29 protein-coding genes and 1 tRNA gene are annotated in these 21,788 nt (G+C 37.0%); 4 read left to right on the top strand and 26 right to left on the bottom strand.

Features of this window, described 5'->3' with window-relative positions; genetic code table 11:
- Positions 1 to 256: 256 nt before the first annotated feature.
- The 9 genes from AADH04_RS05340 to gmk form a co-directional block, all read right to left on the bottom strand.
- Positions 257 to 1,213 carry a L,D-transpeptidase family protein gene (locus AADH04_RS05340; protein WP_434779214.1) on the bottom strand — a complete coding sequence of 319 codons (957 nt, stop codon included), beginning with the start codon at positions 1,211 to 1,213 and terminating at the stop codon, positions 257 to 259.
- Positions 1,214 to 1,217: 4 nt separating this feature from the next.
- Positions 1,218 to 1,694 (bottom strand): L,D-transpeptidase family protein, encoded by a 477-nt coding sequence (locus AADH04_RS05345; protein WP_434779215.1) that lies wholly within the window; start codon positions 1,692 to 1,694, stop codon positions 1,218 to 1,220.
- A gap of 127 nt (positions 1,695 to 1,821) precedes the next feature.
- Positions 1,822 to 3,744 carry an RNA polymerase sigma factor RpoD gene (rpoD, locus tag AADH04_RS05350; RefSeq protein WP_434779801.1) on the bottom strand — a complete coding sequence of 641 codons (1,923 nt, stop codon included), beginning with the start codon at positions 3,742 to 3,744 and terminating at the stop codon, positions 1,822 to 1,824.
- A 180-nt stretch (positions 3,745 to 3,924) separates the two neighbouring features.
- Positions 3,925 to 5,697 (bottom strand): DNA primase, encoded by a 1,773-nt coding sequence (gene dnaG, locus AADH04_RS05355; RefSeq protein ID WP_434779216.1) that lies wholly within the window; start codon positions 5,695 to 5,697, stop codon positions 3,925 to 3,927.
- A 3-nt stretch (positions 5,698 to 5,700) separates the two neighbouring features.
- A complete protein-coding gene (locus AADH04_RS05360; RefSeq protein WP_434779802.1) occupies positions 5,701 to 6,144 on the bottom strand; it encodes a GatB/YqeY domain-containing protein in 444 nt (147 codons plus the stop codon).
- A 90-nt stretch (positions 6,145 to 6,234) separates the two neighbouring features.
- Positions 6,235 to 6,447: a 30S ribosomal protein S21 gene (rpsU, locus tag AADH04_RS05365; protein WP_434779217.1), complete on the bottom strand. Its 213-nt coding sequence runs from the start codon at positions 6,445 to 6,447 to the stop codon at positions 6,235 to 6,237.
- A 97-nt stretch (positions 6,448 to 6,544) separates the two neighbouring features.
- Positions 6,545 to 8,698, bottom strand: a complete 2,154-nt coding sequence (locus AADH04_RS05370) for a RelA/SpoT family protein (protein WP_434779218.1) — start codon at positions 8,696 to 8,698, stop codon at positions 6,545 to 6,547.
- A gap of 7 nt (positions 8,699 to 8,705) precedes the next feature.
- Entirely contained in the window at positions 8,706 to 8,915 is a 210-nt protein-coding gene (gene rpoZ, locus AADH04_RS05375; RefSeq protein ID WP_434779219.1) for a DNA-directed RNA polymerase subunit omega, read from the bottom strand.
- Between the two features lie 66 nt (positions 8,916 to 8,981).
- On the bottom strand, positions 8,982 to 9,599 hold the full coding sequence (gene gmk, locus AADH04_RS05380; RefSeq protein ID WP_434779220.1) for a guanylate kinase: 618 nt from the start codon (positions 9,597 to 9,599) through the stop codon (positions 8,982 to 8,984).
- 223 nt (positions 9,600 to 9,822) lie between these two features.
- Between gmk and AADH04_RS05385 the strand changes: the two genes are divergently transcribed.
- Both AADH04_RS05385 and AADH04_RS05390 read left to right on the top strand, forming a co-directional pair.
- A complete protein-coding gene (locus tag AADH04_RS05385) occupies positions 9,823 to 10,251 on the top strand; it encodes an EVE domain-containing protein (protein ID WP_434779221.1) in 429 nt (142 codons plus the stop codon).
- 10 nt (positions 10,252 to 10,261) lie between these two features.
- Complete coding sequence (locus AADH04_RS05390; protein WP_434779222.1) at positions 10,262 to 10,951, top strand: helix-turn-helix transcriptional regulator; 690 nt, start codon at positions 10,262 to 10,264, stop codon at positions 10,949 to 10,951.
- Positions 10,952 to 10,983: 32 nt separating this feature from the next.
- On the opposite strand, the gene AADH04_RS05395 is transcribed toward AADH04_RS05390, so the two are convergent.
- Positions 10,984 to 11,535 (bottom strand): pilin, encoded by a 552-nt coding sequence (locus AADH04_RS05395; RefSeq protein WP_434779223.1) that lies wholly within the window; start codon positions 11,533 to 11,535, stop codon positions 10,984 to 10,986.
- Positions 11,536 to 11,729: 194 nt separating this feature from the next.
- Complete coding sequence (locus AADH04_RS05400) at positions 11,730 to 12,275, bottom strand: gamma carbonic anhydrase family protein (protein ID WP_434779224.1); 546 nt, start codon at positions 12,273 to 12,275, stop codon at positions 11,730 to 11,732.
- 69 nt (positions 12,276 to 12,344) lie between these two features.
- On the opposite strand from AADH04_RS05400, the gene AADH04_RS05405 reads away from it, so the two are divergent.
- Together AADH04_RS05405 and AADH04_RS05410 are read left to right on the top strand one after the other, a co-directional pair.
- A complete protein-coding gene (locus AADH04_RS05405; protein ID WP_434779225.1) occupies positions 12,345 to 14,366 on the top strand; it encodes a M3 family metallopeptidase in 2,022 nt (673 codons plus the stop codon).
- Positions 14,367 to 14,479: 113 nt separating this feature from the next.
- A tRNA-Lys gene (locus tag AADH04_RS05410) sits at positions 14,480 to 14,555 on the top strand.
- A 23-nt stretch (positions 14,556 to 14,578) separates the two neighbouring features.
- On the opposite strand, the gene AADH04_RS05415 is transcribed toward AADH04_RS05410, so the two are convergent.
- The 15 genes from AADH04_RS05415 to AADH04_RS05485 all read right to left on the bottom strand — a co-directional run bounded on the left by AADH04_RS05415 (position 14,579) and on the right by AADH04_RS05485 (position 21,783).
- On the bottom strand, positions 14,579 to 15,607 hold the full coding sequence (locus AADH04_RS05415) for a tyrosine-type recombinase/integrase (RefSeq protein ID WP_434779803.1): 1,029 nt from the start codon (positions 15,605 to 15,607) through the stop codon (positions 14,579 to 14,581).
- Entirely contained in the window at positions 15,490 to 15,828 is a 339-nt protein-coding gene (locus AADH04_RS05420; RefSeq protein ID WP_434779226.1) for a helix-turn-helix domain-containing protein, read from the bottom strand. Before AADH04_RS05420 ends, AADH04_RS05415 begins: the two co-directional genes overlap by 118 nt.
- Positions 15,829 to 15,999: 171 nt before the next feature.
- Entirely contained in the window at positions 16,000 to 16,317 is a 318-nt protein-coding gene (locus AADH04_RS05425; RefSeq protein ID WP_434779227.1) for a hypothetical protein, read from the bottom strand.
- A 15-nt stretch (positions 16,318 to 16,332) separates the two neighbouring features.
- Positions 16,333 to 17,118 (bottom strand): DNA-methyltransferase, encoded by a 786-nt coding sequence (locus AADH04_RS05430; protein WP_434779228.1) that lies wholly within the window; start codon positions 17,116 to 17,118, stop codon positions 16,333 to 16,335.
- Between the two features lie 128 nt (positions 17,119 to 17,246).
- Positions 17,247 to 17,414, bottom strand: coding sequence for a hypothetical protein (locus tag AADH04_RS05435; protein WP_434779229.1), 168 nt, complete (start codon positions 17,412 to 17,414; stop codon positions 17,247 to 17,249).
- A 146-nt stretch (positions 17,415 to 17,560) separates the two neighbouring features.
- Positions 17,561 to 17,785 (bottom strand): hypothetical protein, encoded by a 225-nt coding sequence (locus tag AADH04_RS05440; RefSeq protein WP_434779230.1) that lies wholly within the window; start codon positions 17,783 to 17,785, stop codon positions 17,561 to 17,563.
- Complete coding sequence (locus AADH04_RS05445; RefSeq protein WP_434779231.1) at positions 17,782 to 18,453, bottom strand: hypothetical protein; 672 nt, start codon at positions 18,451 to 18,453, stop codon at positions 17,782 to 17,784. Before AADH04_RS05445 ends, AADH04_RS05440 begins: the two co-directional genes overlap by 4 nt.
- Before the next feature lie 109 nt (positions 18,454 to 18,562).
- Positions 18,563 to 18,808 (bottom strand): hypothetical protein, encoded by a 246-nt coding sequence (locus tag AADH04_RS05450; RefSeq protein WP_434779232.1) that lies wholly within the window; start codon positions 18,806 to 18,808, stop codon positions 18,563 to 18,565.
- A 2-nt stretch (positions 18,809 to 18,810) separates the two neighbouring features.
- Complete coding sequence (locus tag AADH04_RS05455) at positions 18,811 to 19,272, bottom strand: hypothetical protein (RefSeq protein ID WP_434779233.1); 462 nt, start codon at positions 19,270 to 19,272, stop codon at positions 18,811 to 18,813.
- A gap of 3 nt (positions 19,273 to 19,275) precedes the next feature.
- The gene (locus tag AADH04_RS05460; protein ID WP_434779234.1) at positions 19,276 to 19,527 is read right to left on the bottom strand and encodes a hypothetical protein; all 252 of its coding nucleotides are present in this window, start codon (positions 19,525 to 19,527) and stop codon (positions 19,276 to 19,278) included.
- Entirely contained in the window at positions 19,514 to 19,819 is a 306-nt protein-coding gene (locus AADH04_RS05465) for a DUF551 domain-containing protein (RefSeq protein ID WP_434779235.1), read from the bottom strand. Before AADH04_RS05465 ends, AADH04_RS05460 begins: the two co-directional genes overlap by 14 nt.
- A 12-nt stretch (positions 19,820 to 19,831) precedes the next feature.
- Entirely contained in the window at positions 19,832 to 20,092 is a 261-nt protein-coding gene (locus AADH04_RS05470; protein ID WP_434779236.1) for a hypothetical protein, read from the bottom strand.
- Complete coding sequence (locus tag AADH04_RS05475) at positions 20,079 to 20,690, bottom strand: lambda exonuclease family protein (RefSeq protein WP_434779237.1); 612 nt, start codon at positions 20,688 to 20,690, stop codon at positions 20,079 to 20,081. Before AADH04_RS05475 ends, AADH04_RS05470 begins: the two co-directional genes overlap by 14 nt.
- Complete coding sequence (gene bet / locus AADH04_RS05480) at positions 20,671 to 21,414, bottom strand: phage recombination protein Bet (RefSeq protein ID WP_434779238.1); 744 nt, start codon at positions 21,412 to 21,414, stop codon at positions 20,671 to 20,673. The genes AADH04_RS05475 and bet overlap by 20 nt, the downstream gene beginning before the upstream one ends.
- Positions 21,415 to 21,423: 9 nt before the next feature.
- On the bottom strand, positions 21,424 to 21,783 hold the full coding sequence (locus tag AADH04_RS05485; RefSeq protein ID WP_434779239.1) for a single-stranded DNA-binding protein: 360 nt from the start codon (positions 21,781 to 21,783) through the stop codon (positions 21,424 to 21,426).
- Positions 21,784 to 21,788 lie beyond the last annotated feature (5 nt).

Raw genomic sequence — 21,788 nt, forward strand, 5'->3', positions numbered from 1 at the left:
GGCATCTGTCGCCTCTTTTTTCTTCATTGTATTGTAATCATATTGGCCAAAAATAAAAAATTTGATCATTGTTTTATGTGAATGATCAATAAGATATTTGCCTGAATTTATTTAAAGATAAAATCAATACTTATTGCTATATTGAGCAGAGTCAAGAGAATTCATCTGTTGCGGTAATCTCTAAATAAGAATAGCCAATATAAAAACGCAAAAAAATACAGAATATAATGATTCTGTATTTTTTTGACATTAAACTTTACTCAAATTCTTTAATCAATACATCCATGCCTAAATTTGATTCATTAAACAACTCAATCACATCTTCGCTCACCATTCGAACACAACCAAGGGAAGAAGGCGCCACACCAAAGGGGGCATGATCCCCTGCGCCATGAATATAAATATAACGTTTATATGAGTCAACAACCTGCCCATACTGGTTATATCCTTTATTTTTGCCTTCCTCCTGACCACATAACCACATGATTCGAGTCAAAATCCAATCTTTTTTTGGATTCTCTTTGTGTAACTGTTCAGAATATTTCCATTGTGTTGCTTGGCGCCGTGAAAATATTGTACGACTTTCTACCCCTTCACCTATTTTTTCACAGATTTTATGATGGCCTCGAGGTGTTTGATAGGTATTTTCCACCTCACCAACGCCATTTTTAGCAGTAGAAACGGGATACGTTTTTACTAACCGTCCCCAAGCATCATAATACTTCATGCTTTGACTTTGCGCCCCTACCACAAGCCATGGCGCATTTGCTGTATATGGATTAGCATGTGTTTGGGCAAAGTCTGGACTAAGCATTTGTTGACTTAATAAATTAGCAACACACAAAGCTTTTTGCTGACAATTTGACATAGGCTGTGTATCTACAGAAGGCACCACAATAGTAGACTCTTCCACCTTTTTGGGTTCTTCTGTTTGTAAAATAGTTTCTTCTTGAAGAATGGGCTTTATACTTTGACTTTCGGGCTGTGACTCATGTTGCTGTTTTGGCTCTTCTTCTGACTCAATTGTGTCTATTGTTTCTTGTGGTTCAATCACTGTGCTGTTTTGTTCTGGTGAGCCACGGTCATCATCTGTATGAATAATGGCCATCATTTCTTCCATTGTTGTGGGTTCTGATGCTGTTTGCGCAAAAACGGGCTTCATTAAAAAGCCAACAAGAACTAAAAAAGTCAGTAATATGTTGAAAATTTTCATAAATTCATTCAAATATGGTTACAGGTGTATAGACAGGTACTAAATTAAACAATTCTATCACATCATGGTTACGCATTCTGATGCAACCATGTGATTTTGGCACACCCATTGGTTCCCAATCTGGCGTGCCATGAATATAAATATAACGACGAAATGAATCAACTTTTCCTAAGCGATTTTTACCTAACTCTAAACCACAAAGCCAAAAAATTCTTGATGTGATCCAATCTCGTTCAGGCGCACTTTCCTTCGTATAGGCACAGCAAATTTCTCCAGTTGCTCTGCGTCCTTTAAAAGCCATCCCAATTGGTTCACCCTCACCTATTTTGGCACGAATATAATGCTTACCTCTTGGTGTTTGTTCACTACCAAAAATTTCTCCGGCACCATTTAGGGCTGTAGAAACTGAATAGGCTTTGATGAGCGTATTACCCTTCCACACTTTTAATAATTGCTGGTCAAGATAAACATGAATATCCATAAGTATCGCTCCTTATTTAAAAGGATTCGTGCCTTTAAAATTTAATGGTTCTTTTATATTCTATGTCAGAATACATGAATAGATGTAAAAAAATCAGGCAATTTTAAATAAATTGCCTGATCTATTACTATTGATTATTTTGTTCACTGTCTAGGAAGCTTTTCAGTCGCTCACTACGTGTGGGATGGCGTAATTTACGTAAAGCTTTCGCTTCAATCTGACGAATACGTTCACGGGTCACATCAAACTGTTTGCCGACTTCTTCTAAGGTATGATCGGTATTCATATCAATACCAAAACGCATACGCAATACTTTAGCCTCACGCGGTGTCAAACTTTCTAACACTTCTTTTGTTGCTTCACGCAAAGATGTATGCATTGCTGCATCGGCAGGAGCCATATTGTTTTGGTCTTCAATAAAATCCCCCAAATGCGAATCATCATCATCTCCAATAGGAGTTTCCATCGAAATAGGTTCTTTGGCGATTTTCATAATTTTGCGGATTTTATCTTCCGAAGTTTCCATCAGCTCGGCTAATTTAGCTGAATCAGGTTCCTCCCCTGTTTCCTGTAAATAATGGCGAGAAATACGATTCATTTTATTGATGGTTTCAATCATATGTACAGGAATACGGATTGTACGCGCCTGATCTGCAATAGAACGAGTAATGGCCTGACGAATCCACCAAGTTGCATAGGTAGAAAACTTATAACCTCGGCGATACTCAAACTTATCAACCGCTTTCATCAACCCAATATTACCTTCTTGAATTAGATCAAGGAACTGCAACCCTCGATTGGTGTATTTTTTCGCAATAGAAATCACTAAACGTAAGTTAGCCTGAATCATTTCTTGCTTGGCTGCGCTGGTTTCACGCTCTCCTAACACCATTTGATGGCTGATCTCTTTTAATTCATCAATAGAAAGCATGGTTAATGCTTGTAAACGAGCGATCTCTTCTTGCTTTTCAATAATGGCGTGTTTGAAACGTGCTAAAGCATTACTCCATACTTTATCTTTCGCTACTTCTTGATCAACCCAATCTAAATTGGTTTGTTGATTTTTAAAAGAGCTAATAAAATGGGCTCGATCCATATTGACACGAGACACACTGATATCACGAATGTCTCTTTCTAAAGTACGAATTTGCTGAATACGTATACGCAAACTATCACACAGACTCTCAATTTGACGAGTTGCAAAACGAACTTTTAATAATTCTTCTGCAATAGCTTCTTGGGCTTGTGTGTATGCTTTATTATTTGTGCCACTTTTTTCTAAAGCTTTGATCATTTTGTCATAATGCTTTCTGACACCAACAAAATGTTCTAAGGTTTTTTGTTTGAGCTCTTCTAAATTAGCGCTATTAATTGCGTCAGCATCTTCTTCTTCAGATTCATCATCGTCTTCAGTGGCTTCATCGTCTTCAACAGCTACGGCCTCATCTAATAATTCTTCTGCGGCAGCTTCAAGTAAGGCAGCTTCTGCCTCTGCTTCTGGGTCAATGATTCCCTCAACCACTTCATCAACTCGAATCTCATCATTTTTAATTTGTTCAATTAACATGAGAATTTCACCAACAGAACCTGGGCAGGCACAAATTGCCTGAATCATGCTTTTTAGCCCGTGCTCAATTTTTTTGGCAATGATGATTTCATCTTCACGGGTCAATAAATCAACTTGACCCATTTCGCGCATATACATACGCACAGGATCTGTAGTACGACCGAATTCAGAATCAACACTTGATAAAGCGGCTTCTGCTTCTTCTGCTGCATCTTCATCTGTTACTGCTGCTGCATTGTCACTCATCAGTAAAGTTTCAGCATCTGGTGCTTGCTCTGTTACTTGAATGCCCAAATTAGTGAACATATTGATGATACTTTCAATTTGTTCACTTTCAGAAATATCATCTGGTAGATGATCATTGATTTCTGCGTAGGTTAGATAACCTCTCTCTTTGCCCAGAATAATTAATTGGCGCAAACGATTGCGCTGCTCATCTTCTGATAAAGAGGCATCATTTTGATTACGTTCTTCTGTATCAATTTCATCTGCTTGTTTTTTTGCCATGTTTCTACTCACATTCAAAATTGAGTGTCTTTGCTTTTTTGATTACGCATCATCATTTAAAATTTGGCTTTATTCTTTTAGCCCTAAAAGCGTACTATTCAGCGAACAAAAACATTATTTCAGCCTTTAAACTTAGGCCACCTTAACCAACAACAACTACTGTTTTTTTTGCATCAAAAGAGCCAACATCAGCTTTTCTTCTGCCTTTGTTAAACCACCTTGTCCTGCTTTTAACTTCAGTTTTTCGACTTGTGCCAATTTTAACTGAACCAATAATTTCTCAATACCATCAATAAATGACTCAAGAGCTTCTTGAGAGTCATCATTAAACTCTTCCTGTGTCACAAAAACCTGTGGCAAAATACTTTCTAATATTTCTTCGAACTCTGAACCACGCATATATTCGATTAATCTGGCACTACTGGCTTGTTCGCCCATTTGCTTTGCCACTTCGGCTAAAGTAACTAAACAAGCCATATCTTTGTTAAGCACAATATATTCTGGAACAATCACATACTTTGCCCAACTAGGATTCATCAATAACCATTTAATCTGATTATGTACCAAACTAATAGAGCGCGGTCTAGTCGTGTTAACAGGCAATCGATAATTTTTTAGCCCTGTTTTGGCTTTTTTAGCTTTTTGTGTGCCTGTTAACAACTCAAAATCGTGTAAATCAACTGCAACCAATTCTGATAAACGCTGCTTGAGCAAAAAACCCAAAGCAGGAGCCTTAATCTGGCCTAACAATGGTGCACTTTGTTTAATTAAATCAGCTTTTCCTTCTGGCACACTTAAATTCACTTTACCCGTCAAATATTGAATAAAATAAGCAGATAAAGGCAAACTTTGTTCCAATAACATTTGTTCAAAGGCATCTTGGCCAAAAGCTCTGATATAACTATCTGGATCGTGTTGTTCTGGTAAAAACAAAAAATAAAAAGCAACACCATCTTTAAGTAACGGCAATGCATTTTCTAATGCTCGCCAAGCTGCTTTTTGCCCTGCGGCATCACCATCAAAACAAAAATAAATTTGTTCGCTTTGCCGCATTAATAACTTAATTTGCTCTGACGTAGTTGCTGTACCTAAACACGCAACAGCATAGCCTATACCAAACTGTGCTAAGGCCACAACATCCATATAGCCTTCTACAACCAAAACACGAGAATGCTCTTTTATAGCTGATCGTGCTTCATACAACCCATATAACTCCCGTCCCTTAGAAAATAATGGCGTTTCGGGAGAATTCAAGTACTTAGGTTCACCTTTATCCAGTATCCGGCCACCAAAACCAATTGTTGCCCCCCTCTGATTTTTTATGGGAAACATAATTCGACCACGAAATCGATCATAATGTTTTTGATCTTTTTCAATAACCAAACCTGATTCAACCAATAAATCACTAGGGTAAGGATCAAATATTTGGCTTAAACCATCAAAGACATCTGGCGCAAAACCTAACTGGTAATGGGCAGCTATTTCTCCTGACAACCCCCGCTGTTTTAAATATGCAATGGCACCAGAAGATTGTTTAAGCTGCTTTTGATAAAACACCGCGGCTTGTTCGACCACACTTTCTAATGAAAGTTTTTTCTCTTTTTTTTGCTGAGTTTCCTGTGGTGTGTCATTTCGCACACCAACAGGCATACTCATACCCAATTGATTGGCTAAATTTTGTACCGTTTCAACAAAACTGGTTCCTTGATAATTCATCAAAAACCCAATTGCTGAACCATGTGCGCCACAGCCAAAACAATGATAAAACTGCTTGCTTGGGCTAACAGTAAAAGATGGACTCTTTTCTTTATGGAAAGGGCAACAAGCCATATAATTTTGCCCCCCTCTTTTCAGGGGAACATATTGCTCAATAATATCAACAATATCTACTCTGCTGAGTAGTTCGTCAATAAAGTCAGCAGGAATCATTTGTTATTGCAATGCAGATTTAATGAAACCGCTTACTTTACCCATATCTGCGCGACCAATTAATTGAGGACGCAAAACAGCCATCACCTTACTCATATCCTTTATGCTTTGTGCACCTGTTTGCGCAATTGCTTCTTGCACAAGCTCTAACACCTTTTCTTCAGAAAGCGCTTCAGGTAAATACGTTTTTAGCACAGCTATTTCAGCCAACTCTGTATCAGCCATATCCTGCCGATTGGCTTTGATATAAATATCAGCCGAATCGTGGCGCTGCTTGACCATTTTGGTCACAATAGCGATGACTTCTTCATCTGTCAGCTCTTTACGCTCATCTACTTCTTTTTGTTTCATTTCCGCAAGTAATAAGCGAATAGTAGATAATCGTGCGGTTTCTTTATTGCGCATGGCCGACTTCATGTCATCTTGAATTTGTGCTTTTAAACTCATCATCATACTTTCTGAAATAGGCATTAAAAATTCGCTGTCTACAAGCAACAAAACCGCAGGGAAACCTGCGGTCAAATTATATTGAATAGTTTAGTATAACTTTGGAGGTGGCATTTGGCTGCGAAGACGTTTTTGTAAACGTTTTACAGCAGCAGCTTTCTTACGTTTGCGCTCTGTTGTTGGTTTTTCATAAAATTCACGAGCACGTAACTCTGTAAGTAAGCCTGTTTTTTCAACAGCGCGCTTAAAGCGACGCATAGCTACTTCGAAGGGCTCGTTTTCTTTAACACGAACTGCTGGCATGTAGGTTTCCTTTGGTAAATTAAATATCCGTGAGCTATTAAGCAATAGCGGAAAGTTTGTAATTTTAACAGAACTGGATTTTTTTGCCAAGTAGCCTTTAACGCCGCTCGACACTTTTCACTTGTGGAATACTTTGAATGGCTTGAACAATTTGGTTTAGCTGTACCAAATTGACAATCTGGATTTTGAACTCGAACTCAATAAAACCCTCTGTGCCGGCTTGGTTTCCAGAAGGTGTTTCAACAGATTCTATATTAGCTTCACAATTTGAAATACTGCTGGCAATAGAGGCCAGCAAGCCTCTAGTATCTTGCGATTTTACAACAATCGTTGCTTGGTAACGTTTGCTACCAACACTATCCCAATTAGCATCTAAATGATTTTCAGGAGGGAAACGTAAAATATTTGGGCAATCCTGTCGATGAATCATCAGCCCCTGATCTTTAATGAGCAAAGCCACAATTGGATCGCCAGGAATCGGTCGACAACACCTTGCCATTTGAAGCCCACCACTTTCATTTCCCCGCACCAATACAGGGCTCATTTTTACTTCACTGCCTAAATGTTTACCAGCAAGCTCTGTTAGCTGTCTGGCAACAAAAATGGGCAATACTCTACCCATCCCCACATCATACAACACATCATTAAAACTTAATTTTTTATTCGCCAACTCTTCTAAATATGCATGTTTTAAATCTTCAGAGAGCAACAAGCTTTCTGGCAATAATGCGCTTAAAGCTTGATTGAGCAGACGTTCACCTAATGCAATAGCATCATGCTCTTTCATGTTTTTCAAATAACTTCTAATCGAACTTCTTGCCCTACCTGTAACAACAAAACTTAACCATGAAGGATTTGGACTGGATTTTGTGGATGTAATAATCTCCACATTGTCTCCATTACGCAACACTGTACGCAAGGGAACCAATTTATGATTGATTCTAGCACCTACACACTGATGCCCCACATCAGTGTGGACGGCATAAGCAAAATCTACAGGTGTTGCCCCTTGAGGCATCACCATAATTTTACCTTTAGGTGTAAACACATAAACTTCATTTGGAAAGAGATCAACTTTGACATGCTCTAAAAATTCAACAGCGCTTTCACTTTGTGCCTGCATATCCAATACACTTTGCAACCACTGATGCGTTCGAATAGTCGCTTCGTCTACCTTATCATCCGTGCTCTTATACATCCAATGGCTGGCAATACCATCCTCTGCAACAGCATCCATACTATTGGTACGCACCTGAACTTCAATTGGTGTGCCAAATGGGCCAAATAAAGTCGTATGCAAACTTTGATATCCATTGCTTTTAGGGATAGCGATATAATCTTTAAATTTACCCGGAATGGGTTTATACAAGGCATGTAATGCGCCAATGGCAACATAACAAGCAGAAACACTATCAACAATAATTCTGAAACCAAATATATCAAGTACACTAGAAAAACTCAGCTTTTTATCCCGCATCTTACAATAGATACTGTAAAGATTTTTTTCTCGCCCTCTAATTTTGGCTTCAATATTACAGGCAACCAATTGTTGGCTAAAAGATTGCAAAATTTTACCTACGACATCTCGCCGATTATTGCGAGCAGCTTTTACTGCCTTGGCTAATGTTGCATAGCGTGCAGGGTACATATTTTGAAAAGATAAATCCTGTAGCTCTCGATAAACGTGATTCAGACCTAATCTATTGGCAATTGGCGCATAAATTTCCAGAGTTTCTTTGGCAATACGTCTTCTTTTATCTGGCCGCATAATATCCAATGTGCGCATATTATGTAAGCGATCAGATAATTTCACAATAATGACCCGAATATCTTTGGTCATGGCCAAAACCATTTTACGGAAATTTTCTGCCTGAATGGCTTGAGTATCTTCATACTCCAGTTTATCCAGTTTAGACAAGCCATCAACAAGATCAGCTATCTTTTCACCAAAAACGGCAGACAATTGTTTTTTTGTTGTACCCGTATCTTCTAACACATCATGTAAAAGTGCGGCCACTAAACTTTGCACATCCATACGCCATAAAGCCAACTCGGTGGCTACAGCAATAGGATGAGTAATATAAGGTTCCCCTGACTTTCTAGTCTGGGTTGCATGAGCATCGGTGGCGTATGTTATAGCCAGCTTAATCTGAGCCAAATCCTCTGTTTTTAAATACGAAGCTATCTCAAGAAGCTTTTGACCAGCTTCTTGTACCATATTTTCGTAAAAAACAGAGGTTTGCATACCCATAAATGAATTAACGTGGTTTATTTTTTTTCAAAATATCCATGCCAACTTGGCCAGCCGCAATTTCTCTTAAGGCTGTTACTGTTGGTTTATTACGTACATTATCAACTAACACGGAAGAGCCATTTGCCAATTGGCGAGCACGATAAGCAGCAACCAAAGTTAAATCAAAACGATTCGGAATTTTATCTAAACAATCATCAATCGTAACGCGAGCCATTATTACCTCAACTTTTCTTTATAAATAAGGATTTCATTATCTTTAGTTGTCTATTGTGATCAACTTTTAATCATTTGCCAATAGATTTTGTAAAACACCTAATTGTTTTTGTGTCTTTAACCGCTCTGCATGCACAATACACATCAATTCATGCAAAGCTTCACTCAAATCATCATTAATCAGCACATAATCAAAATAACGTGCTTGTTCGATTTCATGTCTCGCTAATGAGAGCCTTTTTTCTACATTTTGAATGCTGTCGGTTTGACGAGAAGTCAAACGACGCTCAAGTTCTGCTAAGGATGGAGGTAAAATAAAAATACTGATGACATCTGGCAACCGCTCCTTAACTTGCTTTGCTCCTTGAACATCAATTTCCAATAAAACATCATGACCTTGTTTCAAGGTATCATGAATCCAAGCACAGCTTGTTCCATAATACTGATCATATACTTGAGCATATTCTAAAAATTCATTTTGATCGATGCGAGTTTGAAAATCTGGCACAGAAGTAAAAAAATAATGCTGCCCGTGAATCTCACCCTCTCTTGGCATACGGGTTGTATGAGATACGGATAATTTGATTTCAGATTCTAACTTCAACAATTGTGCGACTAATGTTGTTTTTCCCGTTCCTGATGCAGCCGCAATAATAAAAACGGAACCTTGTTTACCATCTGGCATGGTTAACCTTCTGAAAAATAGAGGGATTATGCCATATTTTTGTGAACAGTTAAAACACCCTGTTGCAGCAAACAGCACAAAAAACTCAACTATTCATTAAAAAACAAACAATTAAAATTATTTTGATTATTAAATTAACTACTGACATAAGGGTGTCAGTAGAGGAACTTTACAATGAATCTTTGACACAATTTATGAATTTCTTAGATAAATGGACATAATAATGAATACTCGATATTGGATTGGTGTTGCCTCTAAAGATCATGTTGATAAAGGAAAAACAGGTGGGTTTTGTCAATTATGTCATGGCAAGGCAGAGCCACTTAAAAGAATGCATCGAGGGGATTGGTTGATTTATTATTCACCTAAAGAAAAATTTCATACCAACACTCCTTATCAACATTTTACCGCAGTAGGGCAAATTATTGATGACCAAACCTACTCATATCAAATGTCCGAAAATTTTATTCTTTTTCGACGCAACATACATTTTCTTTCTTCTCAGGATGTTGCTATTCATCCTTTAATTTCATCACTACAATTTATTAAGAACAAGAAATCTTGGGGAATGGCCTTTCGTTATGGTTTTTTTGAAATTTCACAAGACGACTTTCAACTAATTACTACCAATATGATGGCAAACAATGATTAAATAGTACATTATGAGACGAGCAGACCGACTTTTTCAAATTGTGCAATTTTTACGCAGCCGACGTGTCACTACAGCAAAATGGTTGGCACAAAGGCTTGGAGTTTCTGAGCGCACAATTTATCGTGACATTCAAGACTTAAGCCTGTCTGGCGTACCGATAGAAGCAGAAACAGGTATTGGTTATTGCTTACGGCTAGAATATAACTTACCACCACTTATGTTTACTCAAGAGGAAATCAATGCACTGGTTTTAGGTGCTCGTATGGTTGCGGCTCAAGGTGGTGCATTACAACATGTGGCTGAACAAGCTTTGTCTAAAATTCATACCGCTTTACCTCATGAACAAAAACAGCAACTGGATACGGTCAAATTATTTGCCCCTGACGTACAGAAAAAACAAGGACAATTGGTTAATGAATTTAACCAATGTATCTTGGAGAAGAAACCTCTTCTTTTACAGTACAAAACGCTAAAAGGTAAAATAACACACAATCGTACCATTTACCCATTAGGGCTGTTTTTTTGGGGAGACAAATGGACCTTAGTTGCCTGGTGCTGCCTAAGAGATGACTTTCGCCACTTTAGAATTGATCAAGTCATTTCTCATCAAAGACTTGACTACACTTTTCAATTAGCACCACACCAACAACTTAAAGAATTTTTTAGAATGATTCAGTCATGTAATGACAAATACTCTTAAATTAACCCAAAAAACTTAAACTCCAAATTATTTTATGGCGTATAGACCCCATTAACGGCAGTGCATCCTGCAGGAGTAAACTTAGGGTTCCAACCAGAAGCTGCCCCATAAGGGCCACCTTTAAAATATTTACAACGCCAGCCTGCATGATCAACTATTTTAGTTTCACTATCAAAATGCCTAGAAAAAACAAGTACAGATCCAACAACATCCAAACTAGCGCTCTCTCCTAAAGTTGCCACTAAAGCGACATTTGCAAATGTATCGTTTCCTTGAAAATGAATATCAAAATTTGAAACTAAAGAAGATAAAGATGCATTATAACCAATATACTCTTCTACACTATTAGTAGGAACAGAATTTGTTACTGGCTTTTTACCACTAAAAAGCGCAGCATCTGTTGCTGACTTTACTGAAGCAAGTTCTCCATAAACTCTAACAACCTGAGTTTGGCTTATATAATCAAAATACCTTGGTAAAGCTAAAGCAGATACAATTACAATAATAACAATCACAACCATTAATTCAATTAATGAGAATCCTTGTTGTTTTAATTGATTATATGCAATTTTTTTACAATACACGACATCCCTTTACTTAAAAACTATTTTGAGTTTAATTGAGCAAAAAGTATGCCAACAATCAAAAAAACATAAACCTATCAATTTATAACTTTAATTAACTTATTCAAAACAACCAAAATACCTCGCATGAAAAATCAACGTCAAATACTGCCTATTTTGGTCATTTCAAATAAACCTAAAAACTGAAATAATTGTTAATTATTCAAACTTTTAATATGATCACATGCATAATGCTGATAGTTTTGTGCAGACTCTTTAAAAAAAGCAATCTCTTCAATAGTTAAGGGTCTAATTTTCTTAATAGGAGAACCCATATATAAAAAACCACTTTCTAACCTCTTCCTAGCAGGCACCAAGCTGCCAGCACCAACAAGCACATTCTTTTCAATAACCGCGTCATCCAAAATAATACTGCCCATCCCAATTAACGATTCATCTTCAATCGTACAGCCATGTAATAAAACTTTATGACCAATGGTCACAAATTTGCCAATCGTTAAAGGACAACCTTCAGGTTTCTCCGTAGAGCAATGCTCTACGTGCAAAACAGACAAATCTTGAACATTACTGGCAAAACCAATACTGATCTTATTAACATCACCTCGAATAACAACCCCTGGCCAAATTGAAGCCTCTGCATCAATTGTCACCTGGCCAATAATCGTTGCTGTTGGATCAATAAAAGTATCGGGATGAATAAAAGGTGTGTGATTCAAAAAAGGTCGGATATTGTTTTCCATAAAACTGCCCTCATCTTATTAAAATTGATAAGAAATTAGCTTTTGCTTTTACATAAAGGATACCTGTAAATGACTGCCAATGCACTATTAAACTTACAAAACCTACCTCAATTTGATCAAATTTCAGCAGACCAAATTGAACCAACCATCACGCAACTACTGACTCAAGCAAAAAATACTTTACAAACGATTAAGGCTTCTACCCATCCAACATGGCTGAACACTGTTGAACCTTTAACTGATTTAACGGAACAAATAGGAAGGGTATGGGGCGTAATTGGCCATTTACATAGTGTGGTGAATACGCCTGAGCTACGTGATGCATATAATAAAATGTTACCAGAGGTCACTCAGTTTTTTACAGAGTTAGGACAAGATCTGATGCTATTTGACAAGTTTAAACAAATCAAAAATAGCGAAGAATTTCAAAATTTAACACAAGAACAAAAGCAAAAACTTAAAAATGATCTACGCGATTTTACCTTATCTGGAGCAGACTTACCCAAACAAGAACAAGAACGTTTTGCCCAAATACAAAACCAACTGGCTGCATTAGCAGCACAGTTTAGCCAAAATTTGTTGGATGCAACCGATTCATTTTCTCTATATTTTGAGGACAAAAAACAACTTATTGGGGTTCCTGAAGATGCTTTAGAAATGTTTGCAGCTGCAGCGCAAGCCGACAATAAAACAGGTTTTAAAGTAGGGTTACAATTCCCACATTATTTGGCTATTATGCAATATGCCGAAGATCGAGATTTACGCAAACAAATATATCATGCTTATGTTACACGAGCCAGTGATCTAGGCGACGTGAATCTAGATAACACCCCTATTATTGAAGCTAGACTCAAACTTACAGAAGAAGAAGCGCATTTACTTGGCTTTGAAAACTATGCACAATTATCTTTAGAAACCAAAATGGCAGAAAGCCCTGAAGCGGTTATTAGCTTTTTAAAAGATCTGGCACAAAAAGCAAAGCCCTTTGCCCAAAAAGATTACCAAGAACTGGAACAATTTGCCCAAGAAAACTTACAGCTTAACAACCTAGAAGCATGGGATTTAGCCTTTGTCAGTGAAAAGTTACAACAAGTTAAATATGCTTTTTCAGAGCAAGAAGTCAAAGAATACTTTCCAGCCAATAAAGTAATTGAAGGCTTATTTGCACTAATCGACAAATTATACCAAGTTAAATTTCATCATAAAAATGTGTCAACTTGGCATAACAGTGTTCAATACTTCGAGTTAACTCATCAAAACAATTTAATTGGCGGCGTTTATCTGGATTTATATGCCAGAGAAGGTAAACGTGGCGGCGCGTGGATGAATGATTATCGAGGAAGACGCCAATTAAGTGATGGATCAGTACAAACACCAGTTGCTTATTTGGTCTGTAATTTTACTCCGCCTTCGGTAGATAAACAGGCTTACTTAAGTCATGATGAAATTACTACATTATTTCATGAAATGGGCCATGGCTTACATCACTTATTAACACAAGTAAATGAATTGGGGGTTTCTGGCATTAATGCCGTAGAGTGGGACGCGGTAGAACTACCTAGTCAGTTTATGGAAAACTTTGCTTGGGAGTATCCCGTTCTGAGTAAAATGAGTGAACACAAAACTACAAAAGCACTCTTACCAGAAGAACTATACAATAAAATGCTAGCAGCCAAAAACTTCCAAAGTGGGATGCAAACTGTTAGACAAATCGAGTTTGCCCTCTTCGATATCCTCCTTTACCAAAACAAACATGGTAAAGCACATTGGCAAGAACTATTAGATGATGTCAGAAAAGAAGTTGCCGTTGTTTTCCCACCAGAATTTAACCGTTTTGTGCAAAGCTTTGGTCATATCTTTGCTGGAGGATATGCTGCAGGTTACTACAGTTACAAATGGGCAGAAGTATTATCATGCGATGCTTACGCTGCATTTGAAGAAACACCAAACGACCCAGCAGTTGGCCAACGTTTCTGGCAAGAAATACTGGCCGTTGGCGGTTCGCGCCCCGCAATGGATTCATTTATTGCCTTTAGGGGAAGAAAGCCTGAACTGGATGCATTACTGAGGTTAACCGGCATGAACACATAATAATTTTCTCAAAAAAACCAAATTTTTAACACACAAAATAAAAAATTTGGTTAAAAATACTTGACCGATATTCTGAGATTCAGTATAGTAGCGTTCTTCAAGCAGCAAGCAGTGGGTCGTTAGCTCAGCTGGTAGAGCAGCGGACTTTTAATCCGTTGGTCGAAGGTTCGAATCCTTCACGACCCACCAAAAAACACTTATAAATTAAAGCCTTAGTTCACGCCGCCAAGCACAGAATTTAAGGCTTTATTTTTTTGTGCCGTATTTGTGACATTGATTTTGTCTACGTGTACGGCATGTTTATGTAAATGATCAGGAGCTAAATGTGCGTACTTCTGCACCATTTCTATACTCTCCCAACCGCCCATTTCTTTTAAATCTAGCAACGGAACACCAGCTTGTACAAGCCAACTAGCCCAAGTGTGCCTTAAATCATGCCACCTGAAGTCAATAATGCCAGCTTCTTTTAATGCCCTTTTCCATACTTTAGAGCTAATGCCGTTAATAGGTTTGTTGGCCTTTGTGAATACATATTGACTATCTATTCCTTGCCTACCCTCTAATATAAGCATTGCCCCATGATTGAGAGGTACACCAATTGCATGTTCTGCCTTTGCTTGATCTGGATGTATCCATGCAACCTGACGATTAAGATCAACTTGTGACCATTCAAGACCCAAAACATTTCCCTGTCTTAAACCTGTTAACAAGCTGAATTGAGCCATTTCTGCGATCACATCTGGCAAAACACCAATTAAACGTTCTGCTTCTTCTGGTTTTAGCCATCTAATACGCTTCTTTTTTTCTTTAAATGCGGTTAGTGTTGGGGCTTTATCTATCCACTCCCATTCGCCCTCGCATTTTTTAAGAATTGCTCTAATCAAAGAAATGTATCTATTTTTGGTTGAGTCAGCACAAGATAGGCCATTGATCACAGACATAATAAAATCACGACTCAGATCATCTAGGTATTTACCTCTAAACTGAGTTAGCAATTTAATTTTTATCTTATCATCATCAAGGCTCTTTTTATGAGCTTTTTCTTTTAGCCACCTTATTGCTGCGTCATCCCACAAATACTTAGGCTTCTCACCAATTCTACCAATACGCCAAAGTTCATATTTTATTTTGTCGTGCAGTTCTTGTGCTGCGGCTTTTTCACTCGTACCAGAAGACTGTCTAATTCGCTCACCGCTTTGCGTGACAACATCGATTTGCCAAATTTCACCGCGCAATCGGATTGACATTTTTTACTCCTTTCCGCTTGCGCTTCCTGCAAGCGTGTATTTTTAAGATTTTCAATGAATAGGTCAAGGTCTTTTTGTGTAACTAAAAGTCGTCTACCAACCTTAACCGCAATTAAATTCCCACTTTTGATGTGTTTTTTTATTGTTTCTTTGTGACATTTACAATAACTTGCGGCTTCCTCTACGTTATAAGTAGCCATATTCAAACCTTTCATTTTTTATTCGCATGAGCTTTCATGCTAATTTCAATTGAATTCTTAATACCTTTGCGTATTTCTGCTTTATCTGAACATGCAGACAGAAGTACGCATAAAATTAAAATCTTGTGCATATTGGACTTTCAATAAATAAAGCCCCTTTCGGGGCTGGTTATATATATTATTTTTCTATTTTTTTGAAATCTCAGCTTTAGCTAATTCGATCATTTTTAATTTAACATCTTCGCTATTTGCCAGTGCTCTTGCTGCACTGATAATTACTCGATTAAACTCGCCGCTAAATTTATTAGCCATGTCTTTTTTTAGCTCATTTTCAATGATTTTATGTATTGCTTTTGAGAATTCTTCTGAAAGAAAATAATCATTTAAAAAACTGTGTATTGCTTCTTTGTATTCAAAACTTTCTATTGCTTTAAGTATTTCTTTCTCTACTTTGCAAACCATTGTTTCAATTTCTTTACTGTTTAAATCAATGTTTAAATTCATTTCTATACCTTTCTTTCAATAAAAAAGATCAGCTTTTAATTTGCTGATCTCGTTAGTTAATCGTTTTTGTGCTATCTCAAAGTATTTCGGGTCTTTTTCAATACCTATGAACTTTCTTTTTGTCTGCAGACATGCAACTCCTGTTGTACCGCTTCCCATGCAATTATCAAGAACAATATCTCCTTTATTTGTGTATGTATTAATGAGGTATTCCATGAGAGCCACGGGCTTTTGTTGTGGGTGTAAAGCACTTTTTTGTTTATCAGTAGGAATTCTTATTACGCTTCGCGGATAACGTTCTGTTGAACCACCCCCAGAAATGCCAGTTTTAGTTTGCCCGTAATTTAAACCATCTGATTTATGCTTTGTGTAACTGTTGACGGGTTTATGTCCGCTTGTTTTTTGTGGTCTGTAAATGGGTAAATTTTTATAAAACACAAGCAAATGCTCATGTTCTAGCTCGCTAAAAACCAGAATATTTTCATGTGCTTTGAGTGGCATTTTTTTGGCATTTAAATGTCCAGTGGCTGCAGTTTTTTCCCAAATCCATTCGTATCGCAACATATCTAAATTACTGCAGGCTAATAATTTATCAAATGGGCTTTGGGCAGTTAAAACAATTGCTCCATTATTTTTGATAATGCGTTTGTAATGTTCCCAAAGAGGGGCAAAAGGGATGATTTTGTCAAAATCACACTGTGTTGTGCCGTAAGGCAAATCACACAATATAAGATCAATACTTGAATCTTCTATATTGCTCATCAATTTTAAGCAATCGCCCAAATATAATTTAGTGTCCATTTTTAGCCTTCTAACTCAAAATTCAACCGTGTACATATGTACACGGTTGCCATTTCTACTCCAAATAAAAAAGATCAGCTAGTTTGCTGATCTCGTTAGTTAATGTGTACTGGTTAAAAAAGCCGCATTTAAGCGGCTACGAAATCCATTAAAACATTTCCATTGTCATCATAGTAAATAATGCCTGATGTTGGGTGGTATGGGTCACTTCCTTTTTCTCCATCAATGCGAATCAATAGATGCGCTCCATTTGTTCCAGTCACCACTCCATTTTTCCCATATGCATTAACTCTCATTCCCTTCTTTAGAAAAGGTATGCAGTAGTGTGATTTTATGTATTCCATTAAGTTAATCCTTTATATCTATAAAAAGCCGCATAAGCGGCTGTATGTGTTGTGTTATTTACGTTGAAGGGCTGGTTAATTAATAATGCGCTGGTTGGTTAAATTTTGTGCTTCTTAAAAAATTCAGTTGAATAATCAACAAAATCTTGCTCTTTGATTTCTGTCGCAGCAGAAGCACAGCTAATAAAAATATCGTTTGTGAGATATTCTATTCTATCCTCATTATCCATTTTGAAAAGTTCACCAGCTATACCGTAAGCATATTCAGTAAAGAATTTTTTCATTGCATCATTTTTGCTGATAGTTATTTGTTCATCTTTCATTTTTCAACCCCCTTAAACTCTATTACCCACACCCAAGGGTTAGCTTGCCAACACTTATCTTCATTTTTCCCGTTAATGTCATCCCAAAGACCACGAAACCATGTCTTGGCTCTTTCTGTATCTTGTGGGTTATCAGGTAAGAGGGCGTAAGTTATACCTTCTTTTAATGCGTCAGCTTCTGAAATATCATGCAGTAGCTCATAACGAATATCTGTTATTTCTAAAAGTATTCGGCTTGCCCACCTGGGCATGAATAAAGATGATCGCCATTTATCAGTTAAGAAATCCCAATCAACATCCCCCACAATTGCTTGTTCAACAGCATCAATATTTGGAGCTGTTCTCTCTAGCTTCCCACCAGCTCTATAATCAATAAAACCTTTACATGGTTGGCTTTCATCTGTTGACCATCCAATAACAGCATCAGGAGAAACTCTAAAAGTCTCTTTAACCCACAGTCTGTCACCCACAACACCATATGGACATTTGTACATTTGTCCGTGTCCATCTTCCCAGTGATAGCCTTTGTGATATAAATCGCTATTAGTAATAACTTGAATTGGTTTTAATTTACAGTGAAGTTTTGATACTCGACGAGTATTTGTTTTGTAGTCATTTAAAATACTTCTAACCATTTCAGAACTAAATAATATCGGACGTTCTTTCATAATCTTCTCCAAAGAAAAAAGGCTAGAAGTTTCAACAATCTAGCCTTTACTTTTTGCCCATTTCTGAGAGATAAATAATAATTTCTCTCAATACTGTCTGTTAAGTTGCTCATAATTTACTCAATTCATCACTTTTAAATTTCAGCTCAACAAGAGCCCATGCAATTTTTGCATATGGCTCTCCCCATTTCTTGGGAACAAACACACCGTCGACAGGCTCTTTGCCATCAATTTCTCTTGCTTTATCGATTTTATTTACTAAATTGATAAGCTGATTTTGCTGTGCTGTTGTCAGGTATTTATTAACATCGTCTGCTTTTACTGTAATATATTTTAATTTTTTTAGAAATATCATAATTATTTACCTATAAAATAATCTACAAGCTCGTGTTCGTATATCCAGCCTTTACTAATTTGTTTAAATGATAAAAGATCATTCCAATTGCTACGTATTGATGTTCCCTCAATTCGATAAATTCTTTCAAAGAATGGCATAGCGGATAAAGGCATAATTTTCAATATGTCATTTTCAGTAACAATAAAAAATTTGTGGCTATCTTTTGGCTCTTCATCAAAACTATGTAAATTGACTATTGTTTCTTTCCTAGGTCTTAATCTACCAAGCCCTAAATCTGGATATGTCCACTCTTCAAATCTTAATGCACAATCAGCCCTAGCTTGCATCCAGCTATGCCTTCTTGTTGCTGTTCTTGATTTCTTAGATACACGGTTAATGTGATCAAGAGCGTCATACATCATGATGAATTTAGTTTCTAATTCTTCACGACTGAGCGAAGATACTTGTTTAGGTGTTAGCATTCTTTAATCCTCTGGATAAAAATATTGTTGTTCAGGCATTGGTAATGGCTCAGAACTATAGAATGCAGAGTCTGCAAATTCTTGTTTTTTTGATACTTCAATAATGCTGTTAGATAATTGATTGCTTTTGTCTGTTACTATTAGCTTGCCATTTACATGCTCATATTTCAGCAACCCTGAAAATGTTTTATGTCGTTCGACAAGCTTAAACCAATACCAACCCTCTTTTGTTGGCTTCTCATTAGTCCATTTCATTGTTGAGTCCTTTTGGTATTGGCATCCAGTGTGTAAATGTGCTATTTTTGCTAATTTTTATGCGAACCACATCAAAAAAGTAACCGTCTGTAGTGATGAAACCGAGATTATTACAAACTATTTCATTTCCAAGAGGCGATGCATCCAAAAATAATGTATACGGCTCTGGCAATCTCTCTTCAACGCTAACCCAATGATTAAATAACTCATGCTGCTGTATGTTGTGTACTGAGATAGCGTTTTTAATATGCTCTATTAAATGATCTCTTGTTAGTACGTAATTATTGTCCATTTGTGCCACCCATTAAAAAGCCCAGTTAAGGGCTAAATTTTCTTTTAATATCTCTCTATGTTCAGAGCTATAGAGCCATCCTCTACAATTCTGGGTCTCAAAATCAAAATAAGAATCTCCCCATGATGCCTTTTTACCGTTCAGATACCAAAATTTATCAAGTGGAAAATAAGTCATAGCTCTGATCGAGTAATCATCTTCTATTAGATAGATTGAGAAATTCTTATCTTTTTTTGAGAATATTGGCTCTTCTGAAATTTTATGGAGTTTCATTTTTTAGCCTATTTTCAAGCTCAAAAAGTTCATCAAGAAATATAGTTACTGCTTCTTCTATCTCTTTGATTGCTTCATTGTCACGCTCTATTAATTTTATGAACAAACTTTCATTACCTAGATTCGGGTAGTAGCTGACAAAATAACATTTGCCTCTTTGAGTACAGGCCATTTGTGTGTACATCTGTAGCATGTACTCTCTTTTGATTGAACCATTGAGCAAGCTATCTAAATGAGTAGCCCTATTCGGGCATTTAATCTCTATTAAACAATCATCATTTATCAACCCATCAGGACTTGCACCAAAGTTTTTAATGGAAGGATGAGGCACAAAAAATACATCTTCTACTATCTCCCCTGTCTCAATAGAAAATGCTGATTTTGCTAATGGCTCCAACTCAGTGCCACGCCTCATTGCATCAGATTGAAAGCTTTCAGCCTGTACACCCTCTAACCGCTCACCAAGCAACTCAAGCATATATTTTTTTCTTGTGTCACTTGGTGCGCCACCTTTACCTTTTGCCATGATTTTATGAACATTTGAGGCTGTTACCTTACCTAGCCTGGTTTGATACCAATCATCTGTTCTCTGTTCCATTTTGTTGCTCCACGGTATTATCATCAACATCTTTGGCAAATGATTTTAGAGTTTCAAACTTTTTTATACCAACAATCTGGCGCTCTTCTTTTGTTAAAGTTGCCCACGTATCACCAAATAATTTTTTACCCATTTCGGCAGCCTTAGTGAGCTTATTTAATAATGACTCATATTGAGGGTTGCTTTCATCTCCATCTACAGCTTTGATCTGAGTTGCTTCATTAATTCTTTCAGCCTCATCTTGATCATATATACCAACAAAACCAAAAGCTAAACGTGCACACTGAATCATTGCTTTATGTCTTAACATGCGCTTTGGGTGGGTCTTCCAAGGTTGTGCATTATCACGTTTACATTCAGCCATCCATTCTGTTACTGAAATTGGGTGAGTTCGATCTTTTCGATAAATCTTACAAGTACAAGATTCATCATCTTGATCAAACTCCATACCATCAAATTCTGGATAAGAATTAATGATTCTTGACCAACCATCTACGCCAACAATGGGAACAATTCCATTACTCCTATCAGGGAATGCGTATATTTCTTTTGTCCACGGATTTAACTTGTACTGATTAGCAACGATTAGCAATGCAGTCATTTGTTCATCAGTAGCATTACTCTTAAACGCTGTCTTCTTTAGTGTGTCTAGCAATTGACTGCCATCACCTAAATTAAATTGTGTTGCCAACTGATTAGATAGTTGTATTAATTGATTGCTCATGTATTTCTCCTAGAATGGGATATCGTCTATTGGCTCAGATGCTGGTGCTTGCTGACTCTCTTGTTTCTTCCCTTGAAGCTCAAAATTGTTCACATTAACTCTTACGCCTTGACGTTCTGTACCATCTTTTGCCTGGTATTTATAAATCTCAAGTTCTCCAATAACGGTTAATGCTTGCCCCTTTGTTAAGTACTGGGCTACTTTTTCAGCTCGATCACCCCACAATTGACAATCAAAAAAGTTTGTTTTCTTGTTATCACCATAGCCAATATCTGATGCCACAGTAAAACTTCCAACCGCTTTAGAATTAGGTGTATATCTAATATCGATGTCTTTTGTTAAACGTCCTACTATATTTATGCTATTCATTTGAT

This window comes from Neisseria sp. Ec49-e6-T10 (assembly GCF_051132615.1).
Taxonomy (GTDB): Bacteria; Pseudomonadota; Gammaproteobacteria; order Burkholderiales; family Neisseriaceae.